Source organism: Pseudomonas sp. FYR_5 (genome assembly GCF_043106315.1).
In the GTDB taxonomy this organism is placed as follows: domain Bacteria; phylum Pseudomonadota; class Gammaproteobacteria; order Pseudomonadales; family Pseudomonadaceae; genus Aquipseudomonas; species Aquipseudomonas putida_Y.
The window spans coordinates 1-20,064 of sequence record NZ_JBICMK010000061.1; the positions used below are offsets into that span (position 1 = coordinate 1).

Annotated in this window: 18 protein-coding genes and 1 other RNA gene; 1 reads left to right on the forward strand and 18 read right to left on the reverse strand. The window is 62.6% G+C overall.

Annotation, left to right across the window (positions count from 1 at the left end; translation table 11 throughout):
* The first annotated feature begins 64 nt into the window (after positions 1–64).
* Positions 65–520, forward strand: coding sequence for a DUF721 domain-containing protein (locus ACF8RA_RS10035; protein ID WP_176682616.1), 456 nt, complete (start codon positions 65–67; stop codon positions 518–520).
* 47 nt (positions 521–567) lie between these two features.
* On the opposite strand, the gene lpxC is transcribed toward ACF8RA_RS10035, so the two are convergent.
* The 18 genes from lpxC to rsmI all read right to left on the reverse strand — a co-directional run bounded on the left by lpxC (position 568) and on the right by rsmI (position 20,008).
* Positions 568–1,479, reverse strand: coding sequence for a UDP-3-O-acyl-N-acetylglucosamine deacetylase (gene lpxC / locus ACF8RA_RS10040; protein ID WP_003251873.1), 912 nt, complete (start codon positions 1,477–1,479; stop codon positions 568–570).
* A 112-nt stretch (positions 1,480–1,591) separates the two neighbouring features.
* Positions 1,592–2,788, reverse strand: coding sequence for a cell division protein FtsZ (gene ftsZ, locus ACF8RA_RS10045; RefSeq protein ID WP_003251871.1), 1,197 nt, complete (start codon positions 2,786–2,788; stop codon positions 1,592–1,594).
* Between the two features lie 55 nt (positions 2,789–2,843).
* The gene (gene ftsA, locus ACF8RA_RS10050) at positions 2,844–4,106 is read right to left on the reverse strand and encodes a cell division protein FtsA (protein WP_003251867.1); all 1,263 of its coding nucleotides are present in this window, start codon (positions 4,104–4,106) and stop codon (positions 2,844–2,846) included.
* 14 nt (positions 4,107–4,120) lie between these two features.
* Positions 4,121–4,990: a cell division protein FtsQ/DivIB gene (locus ACF8RA_RS10055; RefSeq protein WP_176682615.1), complete on the reverse strand. Its 870-nt coding sequence runs from the start codon at positions 4,988–4,990 to the stop codon at positions 4,121–4,123.
* Positions 4,991–4,995: 5 nt separating this feature from the next.
* On the reverse strand, positions 4,996–5,952 hold the full coding sequence (locus ACF8RA_RS10060) for a D-alanine--D-alanine ligase (RefSeq protein WP_021784157.1): 957 nt from the start codon (positions 5,950–5,952) through the stop codon (positions 4,996–4,998).
* Positions 5,949–7,397 (reverse strand): UDP-N-acetylmuramate--L-alanine ligase, encoded by a 1,449-nt coding sequence (gene murC / locus ACF8RA_RS10065; protein WP_176682614.1) that lies wholly within the window; start codon positions 7,395–7,397, stop codon positions 5,949–5,951. The genes ACF8RA_RS10060 and murC overlap by 4 nt, the downstream gene beginning before the upstream one ends.
* A complete protein-coding gene (murG, locus tag ACF8RA_RS10070; RefSeq protein ID WP_176682613.1) occupies positions 7,390–8,469 on the reverse strand; it encodes an undecaprenyldiphospho-muramoylpentapeptide beta-N-acetylglucosaminyltransferase in 1,080 nt (359 codons plus the stop codon). Before murG ends, murC begins: the two co-directional genes overlap by 8 nt.
* A complete protein-coding gene (ftsW, locus tag ACF8RA_RS10075) occupies positions 8,459–9,673 on the reverse strand; it encodes a putative lipid II flippase FtsW (RefSeq protein WP_218115239.1) in 1,215 nt (404 codons plus the stop codon). The genes murG and ftsW overlap by 11 nt, the downstream gene beginning before the upstream one ends.
* Entirely contained in the window at positions 9,670–11,016 is a 1,347-nt protein-coding gene (murD, locus tag ACF8RA_RS10080) for a UDP-N-acetylmuramoyl-L-alanine--D-glutamate ligase (protein WP_209969721.1), read from the reverse strand. Before murD ends, ftsW begins: the two co-directional genes overlap by 4 nt.
* Before the next feature lie 6 nt (positions 11,017–11,022).
* On the reverse strand, positions 11,023–12,105 hold the full coding sequence (mraY, locus tag ACF8RA_RS10085) for a phospho-N-acetylmuramoyl-pentapeptide-transferase (protein ID WP_016498046.1): 1,083 nt from the start codon (positions 12,103–12,105) through the stop codon (positions 11,023–11,025).
* The gene (gene murF / locus ACF8RA_RS10090) at positions 12,105–13,472 is read right to left on the reverse strand and encodes a UDP-N-acetylmuramoyl-tripeptide--D-alanyl-D-alanine ligase (RefSeq protein ID WP_392461359.1); all 1,368 of its coding nucleotides are present in this window, start codon (positions 13,470–13,472) and stop codon (positions 12,105–12,107) included. The genes mraY and murF overlap by 1 nt, the downstream gene beginning before the upstream one ends.
* Entirely contained in the window at positions 13,465–14,952 is a 1,488-nt protein-coding gene (locus ACF8RA_RS10095) for a UDP-N-acetylmuramoyl-L-alanyl-D-glutamate--2,6-diaminopimelate ligase (RefSeq protein WP_209963685.1), read from the reverse strand. Before ACF8RA_RS10095 ends, murF begins: the two co-directional genes overlap by 8 nt.
* Positions 14,952–16,691, reverse strand: coding sequence for a penicillin-binding protein 2 (locus tag ACF8RA_RS10100; protein ID WP_176682789.1), 1,740 nt, complete (start codon positions 16,689–16,691; stop codon positions 14,952–14,954). Before ACF8RA_RS10100 ends, ACF8RA_RS10095 begins: the two co-directional genes overlap by 1 nt.
* Positions 16,691–16,984, reverse strand: coding sequence for a cell division protein FtsL (gene ftsL, locus ACF8RA_RS10105; RefSeq protein ID WP_176682610.1), 294 nt, complete (start codon positions 16,982–16,984; stop codon positions 16,691–16,693). The genes ACF8RA_RS10100 and ftsL overlap by 1 nt, the downstream gene beginning before the upstream one ends.
* Positions 16,981–17,928, reverse strand: a complete 948-nt coding sequence (gene rsmH / locus ACF8RA_RS10110; protein ID WP_003251843.1) for a 16S rRNA (cytosine(1402)-N(4))-methyltransferase RsmH — start codon at positions 17,926–17,928, stop codon at positions 16,981–16,983. The genes ftsL and rsmH overlap by 4 nt, the downstream gene beginning before the upstream one ends.
* Complete coding sequence (gene mraZ / locus ACF8RA_RS10115; RefSeq protein WP_021784148.1) at positions 17,925–18,380, reverse strand: division/cell wall cluster transcriptional repressor MraZ; 456 nt, start codon at positions 18,378–18,380, stop codon at positions 17,925–17,927. Before mraZ ends, rsmH begins: the two co-directional genes overlap by 4 nt.
* Positions 18,381–18,688: 308 nt before the next feature.
* An RNA gene (rnpB, locus tag ACF8RA_RS10120) (RNase P RNA component class A) lies at positions 18,689–19,065 on the reverse strand.
* Positions 19,066–19,132: 67 nt separating this feature from the next.
* Positions 19,133–20,008: a 16S rRNA (cytidine(1402)-2'-O)-methyltransferase gene (gene rsmI / locus ACF8RA_RS10125; protein WP_176682609.1), complete on the reverse strand. Its 876-nt coding sequence runs from the start codon at positions 20,006–20,008 to the stop codon at positions 19,133–19,135.
* Between the last annotated feature and the right edge of the window lie 56 nt (positions 20,009–20,064).

A 20,064-nucleotide genomic window follows, 5' to 3' on the forward strand; every position in this document is an offset into this window, starting at 1 on the left:
GAAGAGGCCGGCACAGGCAACGGAGATGTTAGACTGTGCCCACGTCACCTCACGCGTGCCCCCCATGGCCTATAAACCCTCCCCCGCCCAGCCGCCCTCCGCCCTGCTGCGCCAGGTGCGCCCGCTGCGCCTGCTACTGAACCAGGCCGAGCGCCTGGAGCACTTGCAGCGCCTGCTGGAAAGCCAGTTGCAACCGGCTGCCCGCGAGCACTGCCATGTGGCGTCCTGGCGCGATGGCACTTTGTTGCTGGTGGTAACCGACGGCCATTGGGCCACCCGCCTGCGCTACCAGCAGAAGCGTTTGCTGGCGGCACTGCAGGCCATGGAAGCATTCGGCAACCTCAGGCGCATTCTGTACAAGGTACAGCCGCCGCTGGTGCCGGCCAAGCGTGGCGGGCATGCTGCCGAGCTTTCGAACAGTGCGGCCGAGAGCCTGCGCGACACCGCCGAGGGCATTACCGACCCCAAACTGCGCGCAGCACTGGAACGGTTGGCCGCCCACGCCCTGGACAAGCCATAGAAAAGGCCACCCGAAGGTGGCCTTAATGAACTAGAGAGTGTTCGAACTTACACGGCCGCAACAGGGCGCATGTACGAGATCGGTGCCGTACTGGCATCTTCGAAAGTGACCACTTCCCAGGCATCGGTTTCAGCGATCAGCTTGCGCAACAGCTGATTGTTCAGCGCGTGGCCGGACTTGAAGCCCTTGAACTCGCCGATCAGGCTGTTGCCCAGCAGGTACAGATCGCCGATGGCGTCGAGGATCTTGTGCTTGACGAATTCGTCTTCGTAACGAAGGCCGTCTTCGTTGAGCACGCCGTCCTCATCGACCACGATGGCGTTCTCGACACTGCCACCCAACGCAAGGTTGTGCTTGCGCAGGTACTCGATGTCACGCATGAAGCCAAAGGTACGCGCGCGGCTGACTTCCTTCACGAACGAGGTGCTGGAAAAGTCGACGCTGGCGCTCTGGGTCCGGTTGCGAAGCACCGGGTGATCGAAATCGATCTCGAAGCTCACCTTGAATCCTTCGAAAGGCAGGAACGTGGCGCGCTTGTCGCCCTCCTCCACGGTAACCTCACGCAGGATGCGGATGAACTTCTTGGCTGCGTCCTGTTCTTCCAGGCCGGCAGACTGAATCAGGAATACAAAAGGACCGGCGCTGCCATCCATGATCGGCACTTCCGAGGCGGAGAGCTCGACGTAGGCGTTATCGATGCCCAGACCCGCCATGGCGGAGAGCAGGTGCTCGACCGTATCGACCTTGACGTCACCGTTGACCAACGTCGTCGACATGGTTGTCTCGCCGACGTTGGCCGCACGCGCAGGGATCTCGACCACAGGGTCAAGGTCGGCGCGGCGGAAGACGATGCCGGTGTCAACAGGTGCAGGCTTGAGGGTCAGGTAAACCTTCTCCCCGGAGTGCAGACCGACACCTGTGGCACGGATGGTATTCTTCAGGGTGCGTTGTTTAATCATGGCATTGGCCGCTTCAGCGCAAATTGCGAACAGGTATCAACAAAGGCTGGGGATGATAACAGACCCAACCTTTGATGAATACCAATCACCTTTATACCCCTGATAAATTCCATTAATCAGCCTGGCGACGCAGGAATGCCGGGATATCGAGGTAGTCCAGGTCATCCTGAGGGTTCAGTTTAGCGGCTGCGGCAGCACCTGCATGCGCCTGGTTGCGCATGACGGTCGGGCGCTCCAGGTCACGGTAGTTGACCGCTGGCTGCTCCTGGCGCACCGGCGCAGGATTGGAAGCTTCGTACGCCTGCTGGGCAGTCTGCAGGGTGTTGTCGACGACCTTCACAGGCTTCTCGATGCGTGCACCCAGACCAGTGGCCACCACGGTCACGTGCAGTTCGTCGCGCATGTCGGGGTCGATCACGGTGCCGACCTTGACCATCGCGTGGTCGGAGGCGAAGGCTTCGATGATGCTACCCACGTCGGAGTACTCACCCAGCGACAGGTCCGGGCCTGCGGTGATGTTCACCAGGATACCGCGGGCGCCCTGCAGGTTGACGTCTTCCAGCAGCGGGTTACGGATAGCTGCCTCGGTGGCTTCACGCGCACGGTTCGGGCCGCTGGCGCAGCCAGTACCCATCATGGCCATGCCCATTTCACCCATCACGGTACGCACGTCGGCGAAGTCGACGTTAATCATGCCGGGGCGCTTGATGATGTCGGAGATACCGCGTACGGCACCGGCCAGTACATCGTCAGCCTTGGCGAAGGCGGACAGCAGGCTGGCATCCTTGCCCAGGATGGTCAGCAGCTTCTCGTTGGGGATGGTGATCAACGAGTCGACGCTTTCAGCCAGCATGCGGATGCCTTCATCGGCGATCTGCATGCGCTTGCGGCCTTCGAACGGGAACGGACGGGTCACCACTGCAACGGTGAGGATCCCCATTTCCTTGGCCACTTCGGCAATGATTGGCGCTGCACCGGTACCGGTACCGCCACCCATGCCAGTGGTGATGAACACCATGTTGGTGCCCTGCAGCACTTCAGCGATGCGCTCACGGTCTTCCAGCGCGGCCTGACGGCCGACTTCCGGATTGGCACCGGCACCCAGGCCCTTGGTCACACCCGTGCCCAATTGCAGGATGGTGCGTGCGCCAATGTTTTTCAGCGCCTGGGCATCGGTGTTGGCGCAGATGAATTCCACGCCTTCGATGCTGCTCTTGACCATGTGATTGACGGCGTTGCCGCCACCACCACCAACGCCGATCACTTTGATGACCGGGCTTTGCGGGACGTTGTCTACGAGCTCGAACATTTTCCCTCTCCTTACAGTTCTCTAGTTGTCGCGCCTACCACTACTGCTTTGAAACTTAGAAGTTGCCCTGGACCCATTTCTTGAAGCGTTCAAGCACTGGGGCCTTCGGTTCATCGCCATAGCTGTTGCTGCTGCTGTTGCTGTTACCGGTCAGGGCCAAGTCTTCGGACTGCTTCAGCAGGCCGTAGGTGAGCAAGCCCACACCAGTGGAATAGATCGGGTTGCGCACCACGTCGCTCAGCCCCCGAACGCTGTGCGGCACGCCCAGGCGTACCGGCATGTGGAAGATTTCCTCGGCCAGTTCCACGGCGCCTTCCATCTTCGCGGTGCCGCCGGTGAGGACGATGCCAGCGGGCACCAGGTCTTCGTAGCCGCTGCGGCGCAGTTCGGCCTGGATCAGGGTGAAGAGCTCGTCGTAACGTGGCTCCACCACCTCGGCCAGGGCCTGGCGCGACAGCTCGCGCGGTGGACGATCGCCCACGCTCGGCACCTTGATGGTCTCGCCAGCGCCAGCCAGTTTGGCCAGGGCGCAGGCGTAGCGGATCTTGATTTCTTCGGCGTACTGGGTCGGGGTACGCAGGGCCATGGCGATATCGTTGGTCACCTGGTCGCCAGCAATCGGGATGACCGCCGTGTGGCGGATGGCGCCCTCGGTGAAGATGGCGATGTCGGTGGTGCCGCCACCGATGTCCACCAGGCACACGCCCAGCTCTTTTTCATCATCGGTCAGCACCGAGTAGGCCGAAGCCAGCTGCTCGAGAATGATGTCGTCGATTTCCAGGCCGCAGCGGCGCACACACTTTTCGATGTTCTGGGCGGCGTTGACCGCGCAAGTGACCACGTGAACCTTGGCTTCCAGGCGCACGCCAGACATGCCCAGCGGCTCGCGCACGCCTTCCTGGTTGTCGATCACGTAGTCCTGCGGCAAGGTGTGCAGCACGCGCTGGTCGGCCGGAATCGCCACGGCCTGGGCAGCGTCGAGTACGCGCTCCAGGTCGGCCAGGCTGACCTCGCGGTCACGAATGGCGACGATGCCGTGGGAGTTCAGGCTGCGGATGTGATTACCGGCCACACCGACGAACGCCGAGTGGATACGGCAACCGGCCATCAGTTGCGCCTCTTCCACGGCGCGCTGGATCGACTGCACGGTGGACTCGATGTTCACCACCACGCCTTTTTTCAGGCCACGGGACGGATGGGTGCCGATCCCGACGATTTCCAGGGTGCCGTCTTCGCCCACTTCGCCCACCAGCGCCACCACCTTGGAGGTGCCAATGTCCAGCCCGACGATCATTTTGCCGCTATGCGCGTTTGCCATGGTCCTGCCTCTCTCTAATTCTTCGCAACGGCGGGTTGGGCCGTCGTCGGTGCAATCGGTTCCCGCCAACCAACGGCAAGTCCGTTGGAATAACGCAGATCAATGCGGGCGATAGTGGTGATCTGGTCTTTGAGTGTCTTGTCGTAAATGGCAATGAAACGGCGCATCTTCTCCACCAGATGATCGCGCCCCAGCAGCAACTCGATGCCTGGCCCGGCACTGCTCGCACCGGTGGTCAGGAACCAGCTGCCTCGCTCGCGCAGCTCCAGGCGAGCGATGGAAAAGCCCAAGGGGCGCAGCATCTGGCTCAGTACCTGATACTGCTGCATGACTTGTTGCTGAGCACGCTGCGGCCCGGCCAGCTGCGGCAGGTGCTCATAGTTGGCCAGCTCGCGCGGGGTGAAAGCCTGACCCTGGTTGTTCAGCAGGGCTGCATCACCCCAGCGTGCCACCGGCAGCTGTTCTTCAAGGCGGATCACCACCTCGTCGGGCCACACCCGGCGCACTTCGGCGTGGGCGATCCACGGCATCTGCTCGAGCTCGGCCCGCATCGCCGGCAGGTCGACGCTGAAGAAGCTCGCCGCCACATAGGGCGCGATACGCTGCTGCACCGACTGCTGACTGATGTAGCTAAGGTCGCCCTGCACATCGATCTTGGTGATCGGGCGGTCGGCGTACGGCATCAGGCGAACGGCGCCCTCATAGGCACCAAAGCCGGCCGCCACCAGCAACACCGGCCACAGCAAGCGCTTGAGGCCGCCCAGGCTTGGCCGAGGCAGGCGCGCCGATACGGGCTCGTCGGCCACCAGCCGGCTGGCACCACGCGGCACCGGCTTGCTACGGCCGGTAACGGGTTGCTGCTGACGTATCATTGCGCCTTGCATGGTTATTAACCTCGCGTCGCCACGCTTTCGGCCAGGATTGCCAGCACCAGTTGCTGGAAGTCCAGGCCAGCCGCGCGGGCCGCCATGGGCACCAGGCTATGATCTGTCATGCCCGGTGCAGTGTTGACTTCGAGCAGCCAGAACCGGCCCTGCTCGTCCTGCATCACGTCCAGCCGCCCCCAGCCCTCGATGCCAATGGCATTGCAGGCGCGCGCGGTCAGGTCGATCAGTTCCTGTTCCTTGACGCTATCCAGCCCGCACGGGATGCGGTACTGGGTATCGTTGGCGATGTACTTGGCGTCGTAGTCGTAGAACACGTGCGGCGTACCCAGGGCGATCGGCGGCAGCACCTGGCCGCGCAGTACCGCGATGGTGAACTCCGGACCGTGGATCCACTGCTCCACCAGTACCTGGGAATCGTATTTGGCGGCGTCCTGCCAGGCGGCGACCAGTTCCTGGGCGCTGTTCACCTTGGCCATGCCGATGCTAGAGCCTTCATGGGCGGGTTTGACGATAAGCGGGAAGCCCAGTTCCGTACTGGCCTGCAAACAATCGCTTTCGCTCGCCAGCACTGCGTGGCGTGGCGTGGGAATGCCCAGGCTCTGCCACACCTGCTTGGTGCGCAGCTTATCCATCGCCAGCGCTGAAGCCAGGATGCCGCTGCCGGTGTAGGGGATGCCCAGGCACTCCAGCAAGCCTTGCATGCTCCCGTCTTCACCGCCACGGCCGTGGAGGATGATGAAGGCGCGGTCGATCTTCTCGCTTTGCAGGCGCGCGAGCAGGTCGTCACCGACGTCGATGGCGACCACGTCGACACCGGCAGTGCTCAGTGCATCAATCACTGCGGCGCCGGACTTCAACGACACCTCTCGCTCGGCGCTCTTGCCACCGTAAAGCACAGCGACGCGGCCGAACGCCTTGACGTCCAGGGTCGAGTGCAGCTTGTCGTAGGCGCTGGTCATTTCGACTTCTCCTGCTTGGCGCCTGCGAACAGCGGGCTTTTCATCAACTGCGGGGCCAGGCCGCCAACATCACCGGCACCCTGGCAGAGCAGGATGTCGCCAGCGCGCAGCAGTGGCTTGACCAGCGGCGCCAGCTCGGCGCCGCGCTCGATATAGATCGGGTCCAGCTTGCCGCGCTGGCGGATGCTGTGGCACAGCTGACGGCTGTCGGCACCGGGGATCGGCTCTTCACCGGCCGGGTAGACCTCCATCAGCAGCAGCACGTTGGCATCACCCAGCACCTGGACGAAATCGTCGTACAGGTCGCGGGTGCGGCTGTAGCGGTGCGGCTGGTAGACGATCACCAGACGGCGGCTTGGCCAGCCACCGCGTACAGCCTTGATCACCGCAGCCACTTCGGTCGGGTGATGGCCGTAGTCGTCGACCAGCATCACACTGCCGCCTTCGACCGGCAGCTCGCCGTACACCTGGAAGCGACGGCCGACACCCTGGAAGCCGGACAGGCCCTGGATGATGGCCTCGTCAGTAATGCCTTCGTCAGTGGCGATGGCAATGGTGGCCAGGGCGTTGAGCACGTTGTGGTTGCCGGGCATGTTCACGGAAACCTCCAACGGCTCGCGATCACGGCGCAGCACGGTGAAGTGGGTCTGCATGCCCTGCTGACGCACATTGATGGCGCGGATGTCGGCCTCTTCGCTGAAGCCGTAGGTCACGGTCGGGCGCTTCACCTGCGGCAGGATCTCGCGAACCACCGGGTCGTCCAGACACATCACCGCCAGCCCATAAAACGGCAGGTTGTGCAGGAACTCGACGAAGGTTTTCTTCAGCTTGTTGAAGTCACCTTCGTAGGTCGCCATGTGGTCGGCATCGATGTTGGTGACCACGGCCACCATCGGCTGCAGGTGCAGGAAGCTGGCATCGCTTTCGTCTGCTTCGGCGATCAGGTAGCGGCTGGTGCCCAGCTGGGCATTGGTGCCGGCAGCGGTAAGGCGGCCACCGATGACGAAGGTCGGGTCCAGGCCACCTGCGGCGAACACTGAAGCCAGCAGGCTGGTCGTGGTGGTCTTGCCGTGAGTACCGGCAACGGCCACGCCATGGCGGTAACGCATCAGCTCGGCGAGCATCTCGGCACGCGGCACCACCGGAATGCGCCGCTCCAGGGCGGTGGCGACTTCCGGGTTGGCCGGGTTGATGGCGCTGGACACCACCAGCACATCGGCGGTGGCGGCGTTCTCGGCGCGGTGGCCGACGAAGATCTCGGCGCCGAAGGACTCCAGGCGCTCGGTAACCGGCGAGGCCTTAAGGTCCGAACCGGACACTTCATAGCCCAGGTTCAGCAAGACTTCGGCAATACCGCACATGCCAACGCCGCCGATGCCGACGAAGTGAATGCGGCGAATACGGCCCATCTTCGGCTGGGGCATGGCTTTCTGGCTCTCAACCATGGGCCACCTCCAGGCAGATATCGACCACGGTGCTGGTTGCAGCAGGTTTGGCCAGGCGCCGTGCGGTGCCAGCCATGACGTTGAGTTTCTCGGGTTGCATCAGCACCTCGTTCAGGCGTTCAGCAAGTTGCGCTGCGCCAGTTGTCGCTTGTGGCATCAGGAAGGCAGCGCCTTCGCGGGCCAGATATTGGGCGTTGTGGGTCTGGTGATCGTCGATCGCATGGGGCAAAGGCACCAGCATCGAAGGCAGGCCTGCTGCCGCCAGTTCGCTGACGGTCAGGGCACCGGCCCGGCACACCACCAGGTCGGCCCAGCCATAAGCTTGGGCCATGTCTTTGATGAAGGGCTCTACCTGAGCCGCGACACCCGCCTCGTGATAACGCTCGGCGGTGATCGGCGCGTGTTGCTTGCCGGCCTGGTGGAACACCTCTGGCCGCAGCGCGGCGGGCACTTCGGACAGGGCCTTAGGCAACAATTTGTTCAATGGTTCCGCACCCAGGCTGCCCCCCAGCACCAAAAGGCGTGCACGGCGCTCGCCCAAGGGCGCACGTTGCGCGTCCATGAAGAGTTCCGGGCGCACCGGGTTGCCGGTGGTGCGACGTTTGTCGCTGGCCTCGAAGGTGTTCGGGAAAGCTTCGCAAACCCGCGCCGAGAGTGGCACCAGCAACCGATTGGCGGTACCGGCCCTGGCGTTCTGCTCATGGATCACCAGTGGCACGCCGCACAGCCGCGCGGCCACGCCGCCGGGGCCGGTCACATAGCCGCCAAAGCCCAGGACACATACGGGCTTGAGCTGGCGAATGATGCGCCGTGCCTGCAGTACGGCCTTGACCAAGATGAAAGGCGCCTTGAGCAACGACAGCTTGCCCTTGCCACGCAAGCCGCTGACCTGAATCAGATGCAATGGCAAACCCGCCTGCGGCACCAGTTCGTTCTCGATGCCACGCGGGGTGCCCAGCCAGTGCACGCTGTAACCGCGCGCCTGGAACTCACGGGCGCAGGCCAGCGCCGGGAACACGTGCCCCCCGGTGCCGCCGGCCATGATCAATACATTTTTGCCTTCAGCGGCCATGACTGGTCTCCTCGGCAAAATCGCTTTCGCTGAATTCGTGCTCCTCACTGCCCAGGTGCGTGCGGCTCTCCCACTCGATGCGCAGCAACAGGCCCACGCAGGCGCAGCAGATCACCAGCGAGCTCCCCCCGTAACTGAGAAACGGCAGGGTCAGGCCCTTGGTCGGCAGCAGGCCGACGTTCACACCGATGTTGATCAGGAACTGGCCAATCCACAGGAAAGCCAGGCCGAACGCCATGTAGGCGGCAAAGAACTGTTTGGCTTTTTCGGCCCACAGGCCGATGTAAAGGGCGCGCACGGTGACAAACACGAACAGCGCGACGGTCAGCAGCGAGCCGACCACGCCCAGTTCTTCCGCAAGGACCGAGAACACGAAGTCGGTGTGCGCTTCAGGCAGGTAGAACTGCTTCTGCACGCTGTTGCCCAGGCCAACGCCCAGCCACTCGCCACGGCCAAAGGCAATCAGTGCCTGGGTCAGCTGGTAGCCGGAGCCGAACTGATCGGCCCAGGGGTCGGTGAAGGTAATAAGGCGCGCCATCCGGTACGGCTGCGCCTGGACCAGTACAAACACCGCCAGCACCGCCAGCACCACCATCAGGCTGAAGCGGAACAGCCCCACCCCTCCCAAAAACAACATGGCCGCCGCCGCGCCCATCATCACCACGGTGGCGCCGAAGTCCGGTTCCATCAGCAGCAAGGCGGCCATGGGCAGCAGCACGATGAACGGCTTGAAGAAGCCCATCCAGGTTTCGCGCACCTCGGTCTGTCGGCGTACCAGGTAGCCGGCCAGGTAGATGACCACGAACACCTTGGCGATTTCCGAAGGCTGAACGTTGAAGAAGCTGAAACCGATCCAGCGCATGGAGCCGTTGACTTCACGGCCAATCCCCGGCACCAGTACCAGTACCAGCAGGCCGAAGGCGCCAAGCAGCATCATGAAGCCCATGCGCTGCCAAGTGGCGATCGGCACCAGCAGCGTTGCACCACAGGCCACCAGGCCAAGGAACACGTACACCAGGTGGCGGAACATGTGATATAGCGGGTTGCCGGACTGTACAGCAGCCACTTCCGAGGATGCCGAAGTGATCATCACCAGGCCCAGGCCCAGCAAGGCCAGGCAACCGGCGAGCATCGGGAAGTCCAGGTCGATGCCACGGCCGCTGATCAGCGGCGACGGGTAGGGCTTGAAGATGCCGAAGATCATGCAAGACCTCCCGCTGCCTGGGCGAACAGGCGCCCGCGTTCCTCGAAGTTCTTGAACATGTCGAGGCTGGCGCATGCCGGCGACAGCAGCACGGCATCGCCGGCCCGGGCCAGCTCGGCACACTGCTGTACGGCATCGTCAAGGGTCTTGACCCGAACCAGCGGCACAGCATCGCCCAACGCCTCGGCCAGACGCTCGGCATCACGGCCAAGCAATACCACGGCGCGGCAGTAACGCTTGACCGGCTCGCGCAACGCAGTGAATTCGGCACCTTTGCCATCACCACCGGCGATCAGCACCAGCTTGCCTTCGATATCGGCGCCCAGGCCTTCGATGGCGGCCAGGGCAGCACCGACGTTGGTGGCCTTGGAGTCGTCGTACCAGTTAACGCCGTTACGCTCGCGCACCCACTGGCACCGGTGGGCCAGGCCACTGAACTCGCGCAGGGCCTCGAGCATCGGCTCGAACGGCAGACCGGCAGCATGGCCCAAGGCCAGTGCTGCCAGGGCGTTGCTCTGGTTGTGGGCGCCGCGAACCTTCAGTTCGCGCGCCGGCATCAATGCCTGGAACTCGAACGCCAGGTATTTTTCACCACCCACTTCGCGCAGGCCGAAGGCTTTGAAGTCCGGCTGGCCGAGGCCGAAGGTCCAGCATGGGCGGCCCTCCACGGGCAATGGCCGGCTGAGGGCATCCTGACGGTTCACCACCACCTGCCTGGCCCCGCGGAAGATCCGGTGCTTGGCCAGGTGGTAGGCCGGAAGGCCGCTATAGCGGTCCATGTGGTCTTCGCTGATGTTCAGAACGGTCGCCACTTCGGCGTTGAGCTGGTCAGTGGTTTCCAGCTGGAAGCTGGAAAGCTCCAGCACGTACAGTTCGATGTCATCGGCCAGCAGGTCGAGCGCCGGGGTACCGAGGTTACCGCCCACGGCCACGCGTTTACCGGCCTTGGCGGCCATTTCACCGACCAGCGTCGTGACGGTGCTCTTGGCGTTGGAACCGCTGATGGCAATGATCGGCGCCTTGGCATGGCGAGCAAACAGCTCGATGTCGCCAGACAGCTTCACGCCACGCGCGGCCGCCTGCTGCAAGGCCGGCGTGGCCAAGGCCAGACCGGGGCTCACGTACAACTCGTTGGCGCGGCACAGGAAGTCCACGTCCAGTTCACCACAGCGCACTTCCACCTGCGGGTAATCACGGCGCAGGGTTTCCAGTTCCGGCGGTTGCTCGCGGGTATCGGCGACCGCAAAGGCAATGCCCCGGCTCGCCAGGAAGCGAACCAGGGACATGCCGCTCTTGCCGAGGCCGACAACGATGCGGAATTGGTCGGAAGCGATCAAAGACACGCTCATCTACCTCAATTTCAGGGTTGCAAGGCCAATCAGTACCAGGATCACGGTGATGATCCAGAATCGGACGATCACCCGAGGCTCTGGCCAGCCCTTGAGTTCAAAGTGGTGGTGAATCGGCGCCATGCGGAACACGCGCTTGCCGGTCAGCTTGAAGGAGGCGACCTGGATGACCACCGACAGGGTTTCCACCACGAAGATGCCGCCCATGATGAACAGCACGATTTCCTGGCGCACGATGACGGCGATGGTGCCCAGCGCGGCGCCCAGCGCCAGCGCGCCGACGTCACCCATGAACACTTGCGCCGGGTAGGTGTTGAACCACAGGAAGCCCAGGCCGGCTCCGATCAGCGCGCCGCAGAACACGATCAGCTCGCCCGAGCCCGGCACGTAGGGGATCAGCAGGTACTCGGCGAACTTCACGTTACCCGACAGGTAGCAGAAGATGCCCAGCGCGCCGCCGACCATCACCGTCGGCATGATTGCCAGGCCGTCGAGGCCATCAGTGAGGTTGACCGCGTTGCTCGAACCGACAATGACGAAGTAGGTCAGTACGACGAAGCCGACGCCCAGCGGAATGGTGACATCCTTGATGAACGGCAGGATCAGCGTGGTCTCGACGCTGGTTGGCGCCGTCTTGTACAGGAACACCGCCGCCGCCAGGCCGAACACCGACTGCCAGAAGTACTTCCAGCGGCTCGGAAGGCCACGGGAGTTCTTTTCGATCACCTTGCGGTAGTCATCGACCCAGCCAATGGCACCGAACGCCAGGGTGACGATCAGCACAACCCACACATAGCGGTTGCTCAGGTCGGCCCACAGCAAGGTGCTGATGGCAATGGCCGACAGGATCAGCGCACCACCCATGGTCGGGGTACCGGACTTGGACAGGTGCGATTGCGGGCCGTCGTTACGCACGGCCTGGCCGATCTGGCGAATTTGCAGGGTACGGATCATCCAGGGGCCCAGCCACAGCGCCAGGGACAACGCGGTCAGTACACCAAGAATCCCGCGCAGGGACAGGTACTGAAAGACCGCGAAGCCTTTATGGAACTGTTGCAGATACTCGGCCAACAGCAGCAGCATTAATGTTTCTCCCCGCTGGCACCGCACAATGCCGCCACGACGTTTTCCATCGCAGCGCTGCGCGAGCCCTTGATCAAGATAGTGGTGTCACTGGCATTCTCGGCGCTAACCGCATCGATCAGCTCAGCTTGAGTAGCGAAATGGCGGCCATTGGCGCCGAACGCCTTGACCGCATGTGTCATGTTGGAACCCACTGCGTACAGGGCGTCGACCTTGCCACGCGCGTAGTCACCCACCTGACGGTGGCCTTCTTCCGCCCATTGCCCCAATTCGCCGATATCCCCAAGCACCAGAACGGTGCGTCCGGAAAAGCCGGCGAGTATATCAATGGCTGCGCACATAGAGGTGGGATTTGCGTTGTAACTGTCGTCGATTACCCGTACCCCGTTCGGCGCGATCTGCGCCACGGTACGCCCCTTGACCGGTTGCACGGCAGCCAGGCCTGCGGCAATACCGCTCAGGCTCAGACCAACGGCATGTGCTGCGGCGGCGGCGGCCAAGGCGTTGCTGACGTTGTGTTCACCCAGCACATTGAGTTGCACGGCTACCGTTTCACTGGCGCCATGCAGGGTAAAGGACGGGCAGCCACGGGCATCGCGACCAATGTCTGAAGCGTGGAAATCGGCTTTCGGGTTGCTGCGTGCGAAACTGACGACCTTGTGCGCACCGGCACGCGCCTTCCAGATATCAAAGGCTTTGTCGTCCAGGTTGAGAATGGCAATACCGTCCTCGCCCAGGCCTTCGAGAATCTCGCCCTTGGCTTCGACGATCTTGTCCGGGCCGCCGAATTCGCCAACGTGGGCAGTACCGGCGTTGTTGATGATGACCACCTGCGGTTGTGTCAGGCCCACGGTGTAGCGGATTTCGCCAATGCGCGAGGCGCCCAGCTCGATCACTGCTGCGCTGTGTTCCGGGGCGATTTCCAGCAGTGTCAGCGGTGCGCCGAGGTCATTGTTCAAGTTGCCGCGGGTGGCGTGCACCAGGCCACCGGTACGCAGGATGCTGGCGAGCATCTCCTTGACCGTGGTCTTGCCGCTGGAACCGGTAATGGCTACTACAGGCTTGTCGAAAGCCGCGCGGTTCAGGGCGCCGAGCTGACCCAGTGCTGCCCGGCAATCCTTGACCAGCAACTGCGGCAGGTCGACACCGGCCACTTCATGCTCGACCAGGGCGGCTACTGCGCCTTTGGCTTTTACATCAGCCAGGTAGTCATGGCCATCGAAACGCGGGCCGGCCAGGGCGACGAACAGTTGCCCGGCGCTGACACTGCGGCTATCGATGCTGACACCGGTGAACGTGGCGTCAGCACCAATTTGTTGACCATTCAGTGCTGTGGTCAGCTGGCTGAGTGACAGCGGCTTAAGCATGTGGAGCCTCCCAGGCTGCAAGTGCCTTTTCGGCTTCGGTCAAATCTGAGAAATCATGGCGCTCGCCATTGATTTCCTGGTAATCCTCGTGCCCCTTGCCGGCCAGCACGATCACGTCGTTGGCAGCGGCAGTGGCGATCAGGTGCGCAATGGCTTCGCCACGGCCGGCGACGAACTCGACGTCGTCAGGCCTGGCGAAACCGGGGCGGATATCATCGAAGATGCGCAACGGATCTTCAGTACGTGGGTTGTCGTCGGTGACCAGTACGCGGTCGGCCAGGCGCTCGGCCACTTCGGCCATCAGCGGGCGCTTGCCGCGATCACGGTCACCGCCGCAGCCGAACAGGCACAATAACTTGCCATGAGCGTGCGGGCGCAGGGCCTCGAGTACTTTTTCAAGCGCATCCGGCGTGTGTGCGTAGTCGACTACCACCAGCGGCTTGTCGCCGCCACCCAGGCGCTGCATGCGGCCTACCGGCCCCTGCAATTGCGGGGTAACCTTGAGGATCTCGTCCAGCGCATAGTCCAGCGCCAGCAGGGTCGCCACCGCGGCAAGCATGTTGCTCAGGTTGAAGCGGCCCAGCAACTGGCTGCGCAAGATGCGCTCACCTTGGGCAGTGACGATCGTAGCGCGCACGCCATCGTCACTGAACACGGCTTCGCGGCAGAACAGCGAGGCCTCAGGGCTTTCCAGGCTATAGCTCAACAGCCGGCTTTCGATATGGTCGACACTCGGGCGGCGAGCAAAGTCGTCGGCCAGGCGACGACCAAAGCCGTCATCCAGGTTGACCACCTGGCAACGCAGGCTCGGCCAGGCGAACAGCTTGGCCTTGGCGGCCTCGTAGGCCTCCATGCTGCCGTGATAGTCGAGGTGGTCGCGGGACAGGTTGGTCATCACCGCAATGTCAAACTCCAGTGCGGCAACCCGGCCTTGCTCCAGAGCATGGGAAGACACTTCCATGGCCACGGCCTTGGCGCCGCCTTTCTTGAGGTCATTGAGGGTCGACTGCACGGCAATCGGGTCGGGCGTGGTCAGGCGGCCGCTCTGCAACTCGCCGTAGAAACCGGTACCCAGGGTGCCAATCAGGCCGCAGCGCTGGCCAAGCAGGTCGAGCGCCTGGGCTACCAGTTGGGTAACGCTTGTCTTGCCGTTGGTGCCGGTCACACCGACCAGATTCAACTGGCGGCTCGGTTCACCATAGAAGCGCCCGGCAATATCTGAAAGCTGAGCGATCAGGCCTTTGACCGGAATCAGGGGCGCATCGGTCAGCGGCAGCACGTTGGCGCCCTGTTCTTCATAGGCCACGGCGGCAGCGCCGCGGGCCAGGGCATCGGCAATATGCTCGCGACCATCGACCTTGGCACCCGGCACGGCCAGGAACAAGTCCCCCGGGCGCACACTGCGGCTGTCCAGGGTCAGCTCACGGATCAACGGATCACGGCTGGCGTGGGCGAAAAGTTTGCTTAATGGCATTGTCATCATCCACGCCCTCCCTTGGCTGCTGCTGCATTGACTTGCGATGGCACGACTGGTGCCGGTGGCGGCAGGTTGTCTGGCGGCACGTTCATCAGGCGCAGGGTGCCGGACATGACGTTGCTGAATACAGGCGCCGAAACCAGGCCACCGAAGTAACCACCCTTTCTCGGCTCATCGATGACCACGACGATGGCGTAGCGCGGGTCGCTCATTGGCCCGAAGCCGGCGAACAGCGAGCGGTAGGCGTTTTCGGTGTACCCCTTGGCACCCACGGTGGCCTTGCGCGCGGTGCCGGACTTGCCGGCCACGTGATAGAACGGCACCCGGGCCCGGAACACGCCGCGCGGCGCTTCGATCACCTGCTGCAACATGCCCTGAACAGTTTCGGCGACTTCCTTCGGAATGGCCTGCACGGCTTCCGGCGTCTTGTCGACCTTGATGATCGACAGCGGCACCATCTTGCCGTCGTTGGCCAGCGCCGCGTAGGCATGCACCAGCTGCAGGGCGGTCACCGACACACCGTAGCCATAGGACAGGGTTGCGGTCTCGGCCTTGCGCCACTCGCGGTGGTTGGGCAGGTTGCCGACACGCTCGCCCGGGAAGCCAAGGCCGGTGTACTGACCCAGGCCGACCTGGGACATGACCCGGTAGATGGCTTCGCCGCCAATGTCGAAGGCGATCTTGCTCATGCCAACGTTACTGGAGTTGATCAGGATGCCGGTCAAATCAAGAATCGGGCCCTCGCTGCGCGACACATCCCTGATGGTGTAGCGACCGATCTGCAGGCTGCCAGGGTACACCTCGACCTTGTCGCTCGGTTTCCAGCGGCCGCTCTGCAGCGCTGCACTCATGGTGATCGGCTTGACCGTGGAACCCGGCTCGAACACGTCGATGATCGCCCGGTTACGCATGGCCGCCGGGAACATGCTACGGCGGTTGTTGGGGTTGTAGGTCGGCTGGTTGACCATGGCCAGGACCTCACCGGTCTTGACGTCCATGATCACCAGGCTGCCGGCCTTGGCGTCCTGCTCGGCAATGGCGTTGCGCAGCTCACGGGTAGCCAGGTACTGCAGGCGCAGGTCTATCGACAACGCCAAGGTCTTCCCGGCCTTGGCGTTCTTGGTAACCTGAATGTCCTTGATCAGCCGGCCGCGCCGGTCCTTGATCACCTGGCGTTTGCCGGGCACACCGGCCAGCCACTCGTCATAGGCCAGCTCCACCCCTTCGCGACCGTGGTCATCAAGGTCGGTAAAGCCGACCATGTGCGCGGCCACATCACCGGCCGGATAGAAACGGCGGAATTCTTCCAGGCCGTACACACCAGGTACTTTGAGGTCGAGCACATGCTGGCCCTGTTCGGGGGTCAGCCCTCGGACCAGGTAGATGAACTCCTTGTTGGCCTGCTGGGTCAGGCGCTCGGCAAGCCGCTGCGGGTTTTGCCCCAGCGCTGCGGCCAATTGCGGCCAGCGCTCCCTGGAGGCCTGCATCTCTTTGGGGTTGGCCCACAGGGTGGTGACCGGAGTACTCACGGCCAACGGCTCACCGTTGCGGTCGGTAATCAAGCCCCGGTGCGCCGGGATGGGGATATGACGCAGGCTGCGTGCATCGCCCTGTTCCTTGAGGAAGTCACGGTCAACCACCTGCAGGTCGATGATGCGCCAGCAAATGGCACCGACCATGATCGCCAGCAAACCGATCACCACGCGGAAGCGCCACGGGTAGAGTGCGCCTTCGAGTTTCATCATGGCGCCACCATCCGGACTTCGTCAGCTGACGGCACGCGCATGTTCAACTGTTCGGAGGCCAGGGTCTCGATGCGGCTGGCAGCGGTCCAGGTACTCTGCTCAAGAATCAACCGGCCCCATTCGGCCTGAGCCTTGTCGCGCTCGTTCAATTCACCGTACAGGGTGTTGAGCAATTGACGGTTCCAGTGCGCACTGTAGGACACGGCAATGGCCGAAACCAGTACGCCGATGAACAGCAGAAGCATCAGGAAGCTTCCGCCTGGCAAAGGTTTGGCAAGCAGCCTGCTCACCGCAGCTTCTCCGCCACGCGCATCACGGCACTACGCGACCGCGGGTTGGCCTTGAGCTCGGCCTCGGAGGCGAACTGAGCCTTGCCGATGAGCTTGATCTTCGGCTCGAAGACCTTGTGCTGAACCGGCAGGTTACGCGGCAGGTTGTCGGCCTCCCCCTTCACCAGCTTGCGCATGAACAGCTTGACGATGCGATCTTCCAGCGAATGGAAACTGATGACCGCCAGGCGACCACCGACTTCGAGCGCATCGAGTGCAGCCTCAAGGCCAGCCTCCAGGTCACCCAGCTCGTTGTTGACGTGAATGCGCAGCCCCTGGAAGGCACGGGTAGCCGGGTTCTTGCCCTTTTCCCAGGCCGGATTGGCCACTTTGAGCACCTCCGCCAGGTCGGCGGTACGGGTAAAGGGCTGTTTTTCGCGGCGTTCGACCACTGCACGCGCCATGCGCCCGGCAAAGCGTTCCTCACCGTACTCCTTGAAGACGCGGGCGATTTCTTCCACGGGCGCAGTGGCGATGAACTCGGCGGCACTGATGCCTTGGTCCGGGTTCATGCGCATGTCCAGCGGGCCATCATTGAGGAAGCTGAAGCCACGCTCTGGATCATCCAGCTGCGGCGAGGACACGCCCAGGTCCAGCAACACGCCACTGACCTTGCCGTGCAGGCCGCGCGCTGCCACTTCCGCGCCCAACTCGGCAAAACTGCGCTGCACAATGACAAAGCGGCCGTCTTCGGCCGCCAGCGCTTGCCCCGTGGCAATCGCCTGTGGATCTTTGTCGAAGCCCAAGAGCCGTCCTTGCGGCCCGAGCTTGCTGAGAATCAGACGGCTGTGTCCGCCACGGCCGAAAGTGCCGTCCAGATAGCAACCGTCGGCGCGCAGGGCCAATGCCTCGACAGCTTCATCGAGCAGGACGGTAATGTGGTTGAAGCCGCTATCTATGGTCACAGGATCAGGTCACGCAATTCGTCGGGCATGGCGCCCGGTTGTTGGATAGCTGCAAGGTCGGCTGCCGAAACCACGTTCCAGGCATCTTCATCCCACAGCTGGAATTTGTTCAGTTGCCCCACCAGCATCGCCTTCTTGTCGAGCTTGGCGTACTCACGCAGGCGGGGCGGCACCAGGAAACGCCCACTGCCATCGAGCTCCAGGTCAACCGCATTACCGATCAGCAAACGCTGCAGGCGGCGGTTTTCCTCACGCAACGACGGCAAGGCACGCAACTTGGCTTCTATCTGTTCCCACTCGTCGAGGGGATAAACACACAAGCAAGGGTCTACGGCGTCAATGGTCACGATCAGTTGGCCATTGCAACGTGAGTCGAGCTCGTCACGGTACCGGCTCGGCATGGCGAGACGGCCCTTGGCATCGAGGCTGACGGCGTTGGCTCCGCGGAACACGGCTGTGATTCCCCACAATGTTAGCTTTTTTGTGTCAGAAAACCCACTTCATCCCACTTTCTGCCACTTGCGCACACTATAGGAATCCGCCCGCAGCACCGTCAAGGCACGTTCATAAGGAAAAGCCTTACAGGACCGCGATTTAGCGCGACAACGGAATGTGGAAGGACTGCCAGAGAGAAAAAAACACGAGAAAAATCAAACCCACGCAAGCGAATGGAGTTCGAAGTTAAAGTAATTTATTAAGAGTAAGATTTTTTCGGTATTACCAGAGAGGATCTGCTATCGATTCAAGCAGGAAGAGAAAGGTGGAGAGTCGATCTGTAAGCCGGGTTTTGTCGAGGACAGTCATTCCTCTACGACGGCCATCACTGGACGCCTCTAGCAACCTACCCGGTTCCGACGCGGGCCACGCCTGATGGAACCCTATTTGGTCTTGCTCCGAGTGGGGTTTACCTAGCCACGAACTGTTGCCAGCCGTGCGGTGCGCTCTTACCGCACCTTTTCACCCTTACCGGCACCGAAGTGCTTAGGCGGTTATTTTCTGTGGCACTTTCCGTAGGCTCACGCCTCCCAGGCGTTACCTGGCACTCTGCCCTATGGAGCCCGGACTTTCCTCCCCCTGCTGCTCACACAACAAAAAAGTTGCGGAACAAAAACAGGCAGCGACTGTCCGATCGACTCTCCGCCGCCAAGGTTACCGGCACGCGCGCGCAAGAACAAGCGATACCGACATTTATATCAAACTGCCACTACTCAGCTTTCTGCTTTTCCAGGGCAAGTTGATACAACAGGTTCTTGCGCACACCGGTAATTTCCGCTGCAAGCGCCGCAGCCCGCTTGAGTGGCAACTCCGCCAATAGCAGGTCGAGCACGCGCTGAGCTTCGGCACTGATGGCCTGCTCGCCCTCCGGCGCGCTCCAACCGCCGACCAGCACCACGCACTCACCGCGCTGCTGGTTGCTGTCGCCAGCTACGAAAGCCCGCAGCTCAGCCAGCGGCAAGCCCTTGAGGGTCTCGAAGGTCTTGGTCAGTTCGCGCGCCAGCAACGCCGGACGGTCGCCACCAAATACCACCTCCATGTCTTCAAGACATTCCAGGATTCGATGCGGGGCTTCATAGAAGATCAACGTGCGCGGCTCTTCCTTCACCTGCTCCAGCCGCGCTCGACGCCCTGTCTGCTTGGCCGGCAGGAAGCCTTCGAAGATGAAACGGTCCGACGGCAGGCCTGCCGCCGATAGTGCGGCGATCAAGGCACAGGCGCCCGGCACCGGCACCACGCTCACCCCCGCGGCACGCGCCTGACGCACCAGGTGATAGCCCGGGTCGGAAATCAGAGGCGTGCCGGCATCGGAGACCAACGCCACATTTTCACCCGCCAGCAGCTTGGAGAGAAAACGCCCGCCTTCGTCGCGCTCGTTGTGCTCATGACAAGCGGCCAACGGCGTGTCGATGCCAAAGTGTTGCAGCAGGCGGATCGAATGACGGGTGTCTTCGGCGGCGATCAGGGCCACGTCCGCCAGCACCTTCAGCGCCCGGGCGCTCATGTCGTCGAGGTTGCCGATGGGGGTTGCCACCACATACAGCGTCCCCACCGTGGATTTCGAAGCCCCTGCCACATCAGTCACTGCGCACACCTGTCATTCGGATCAAAGGCGCCATTGTAGCCCGAGCGCCTGCAACA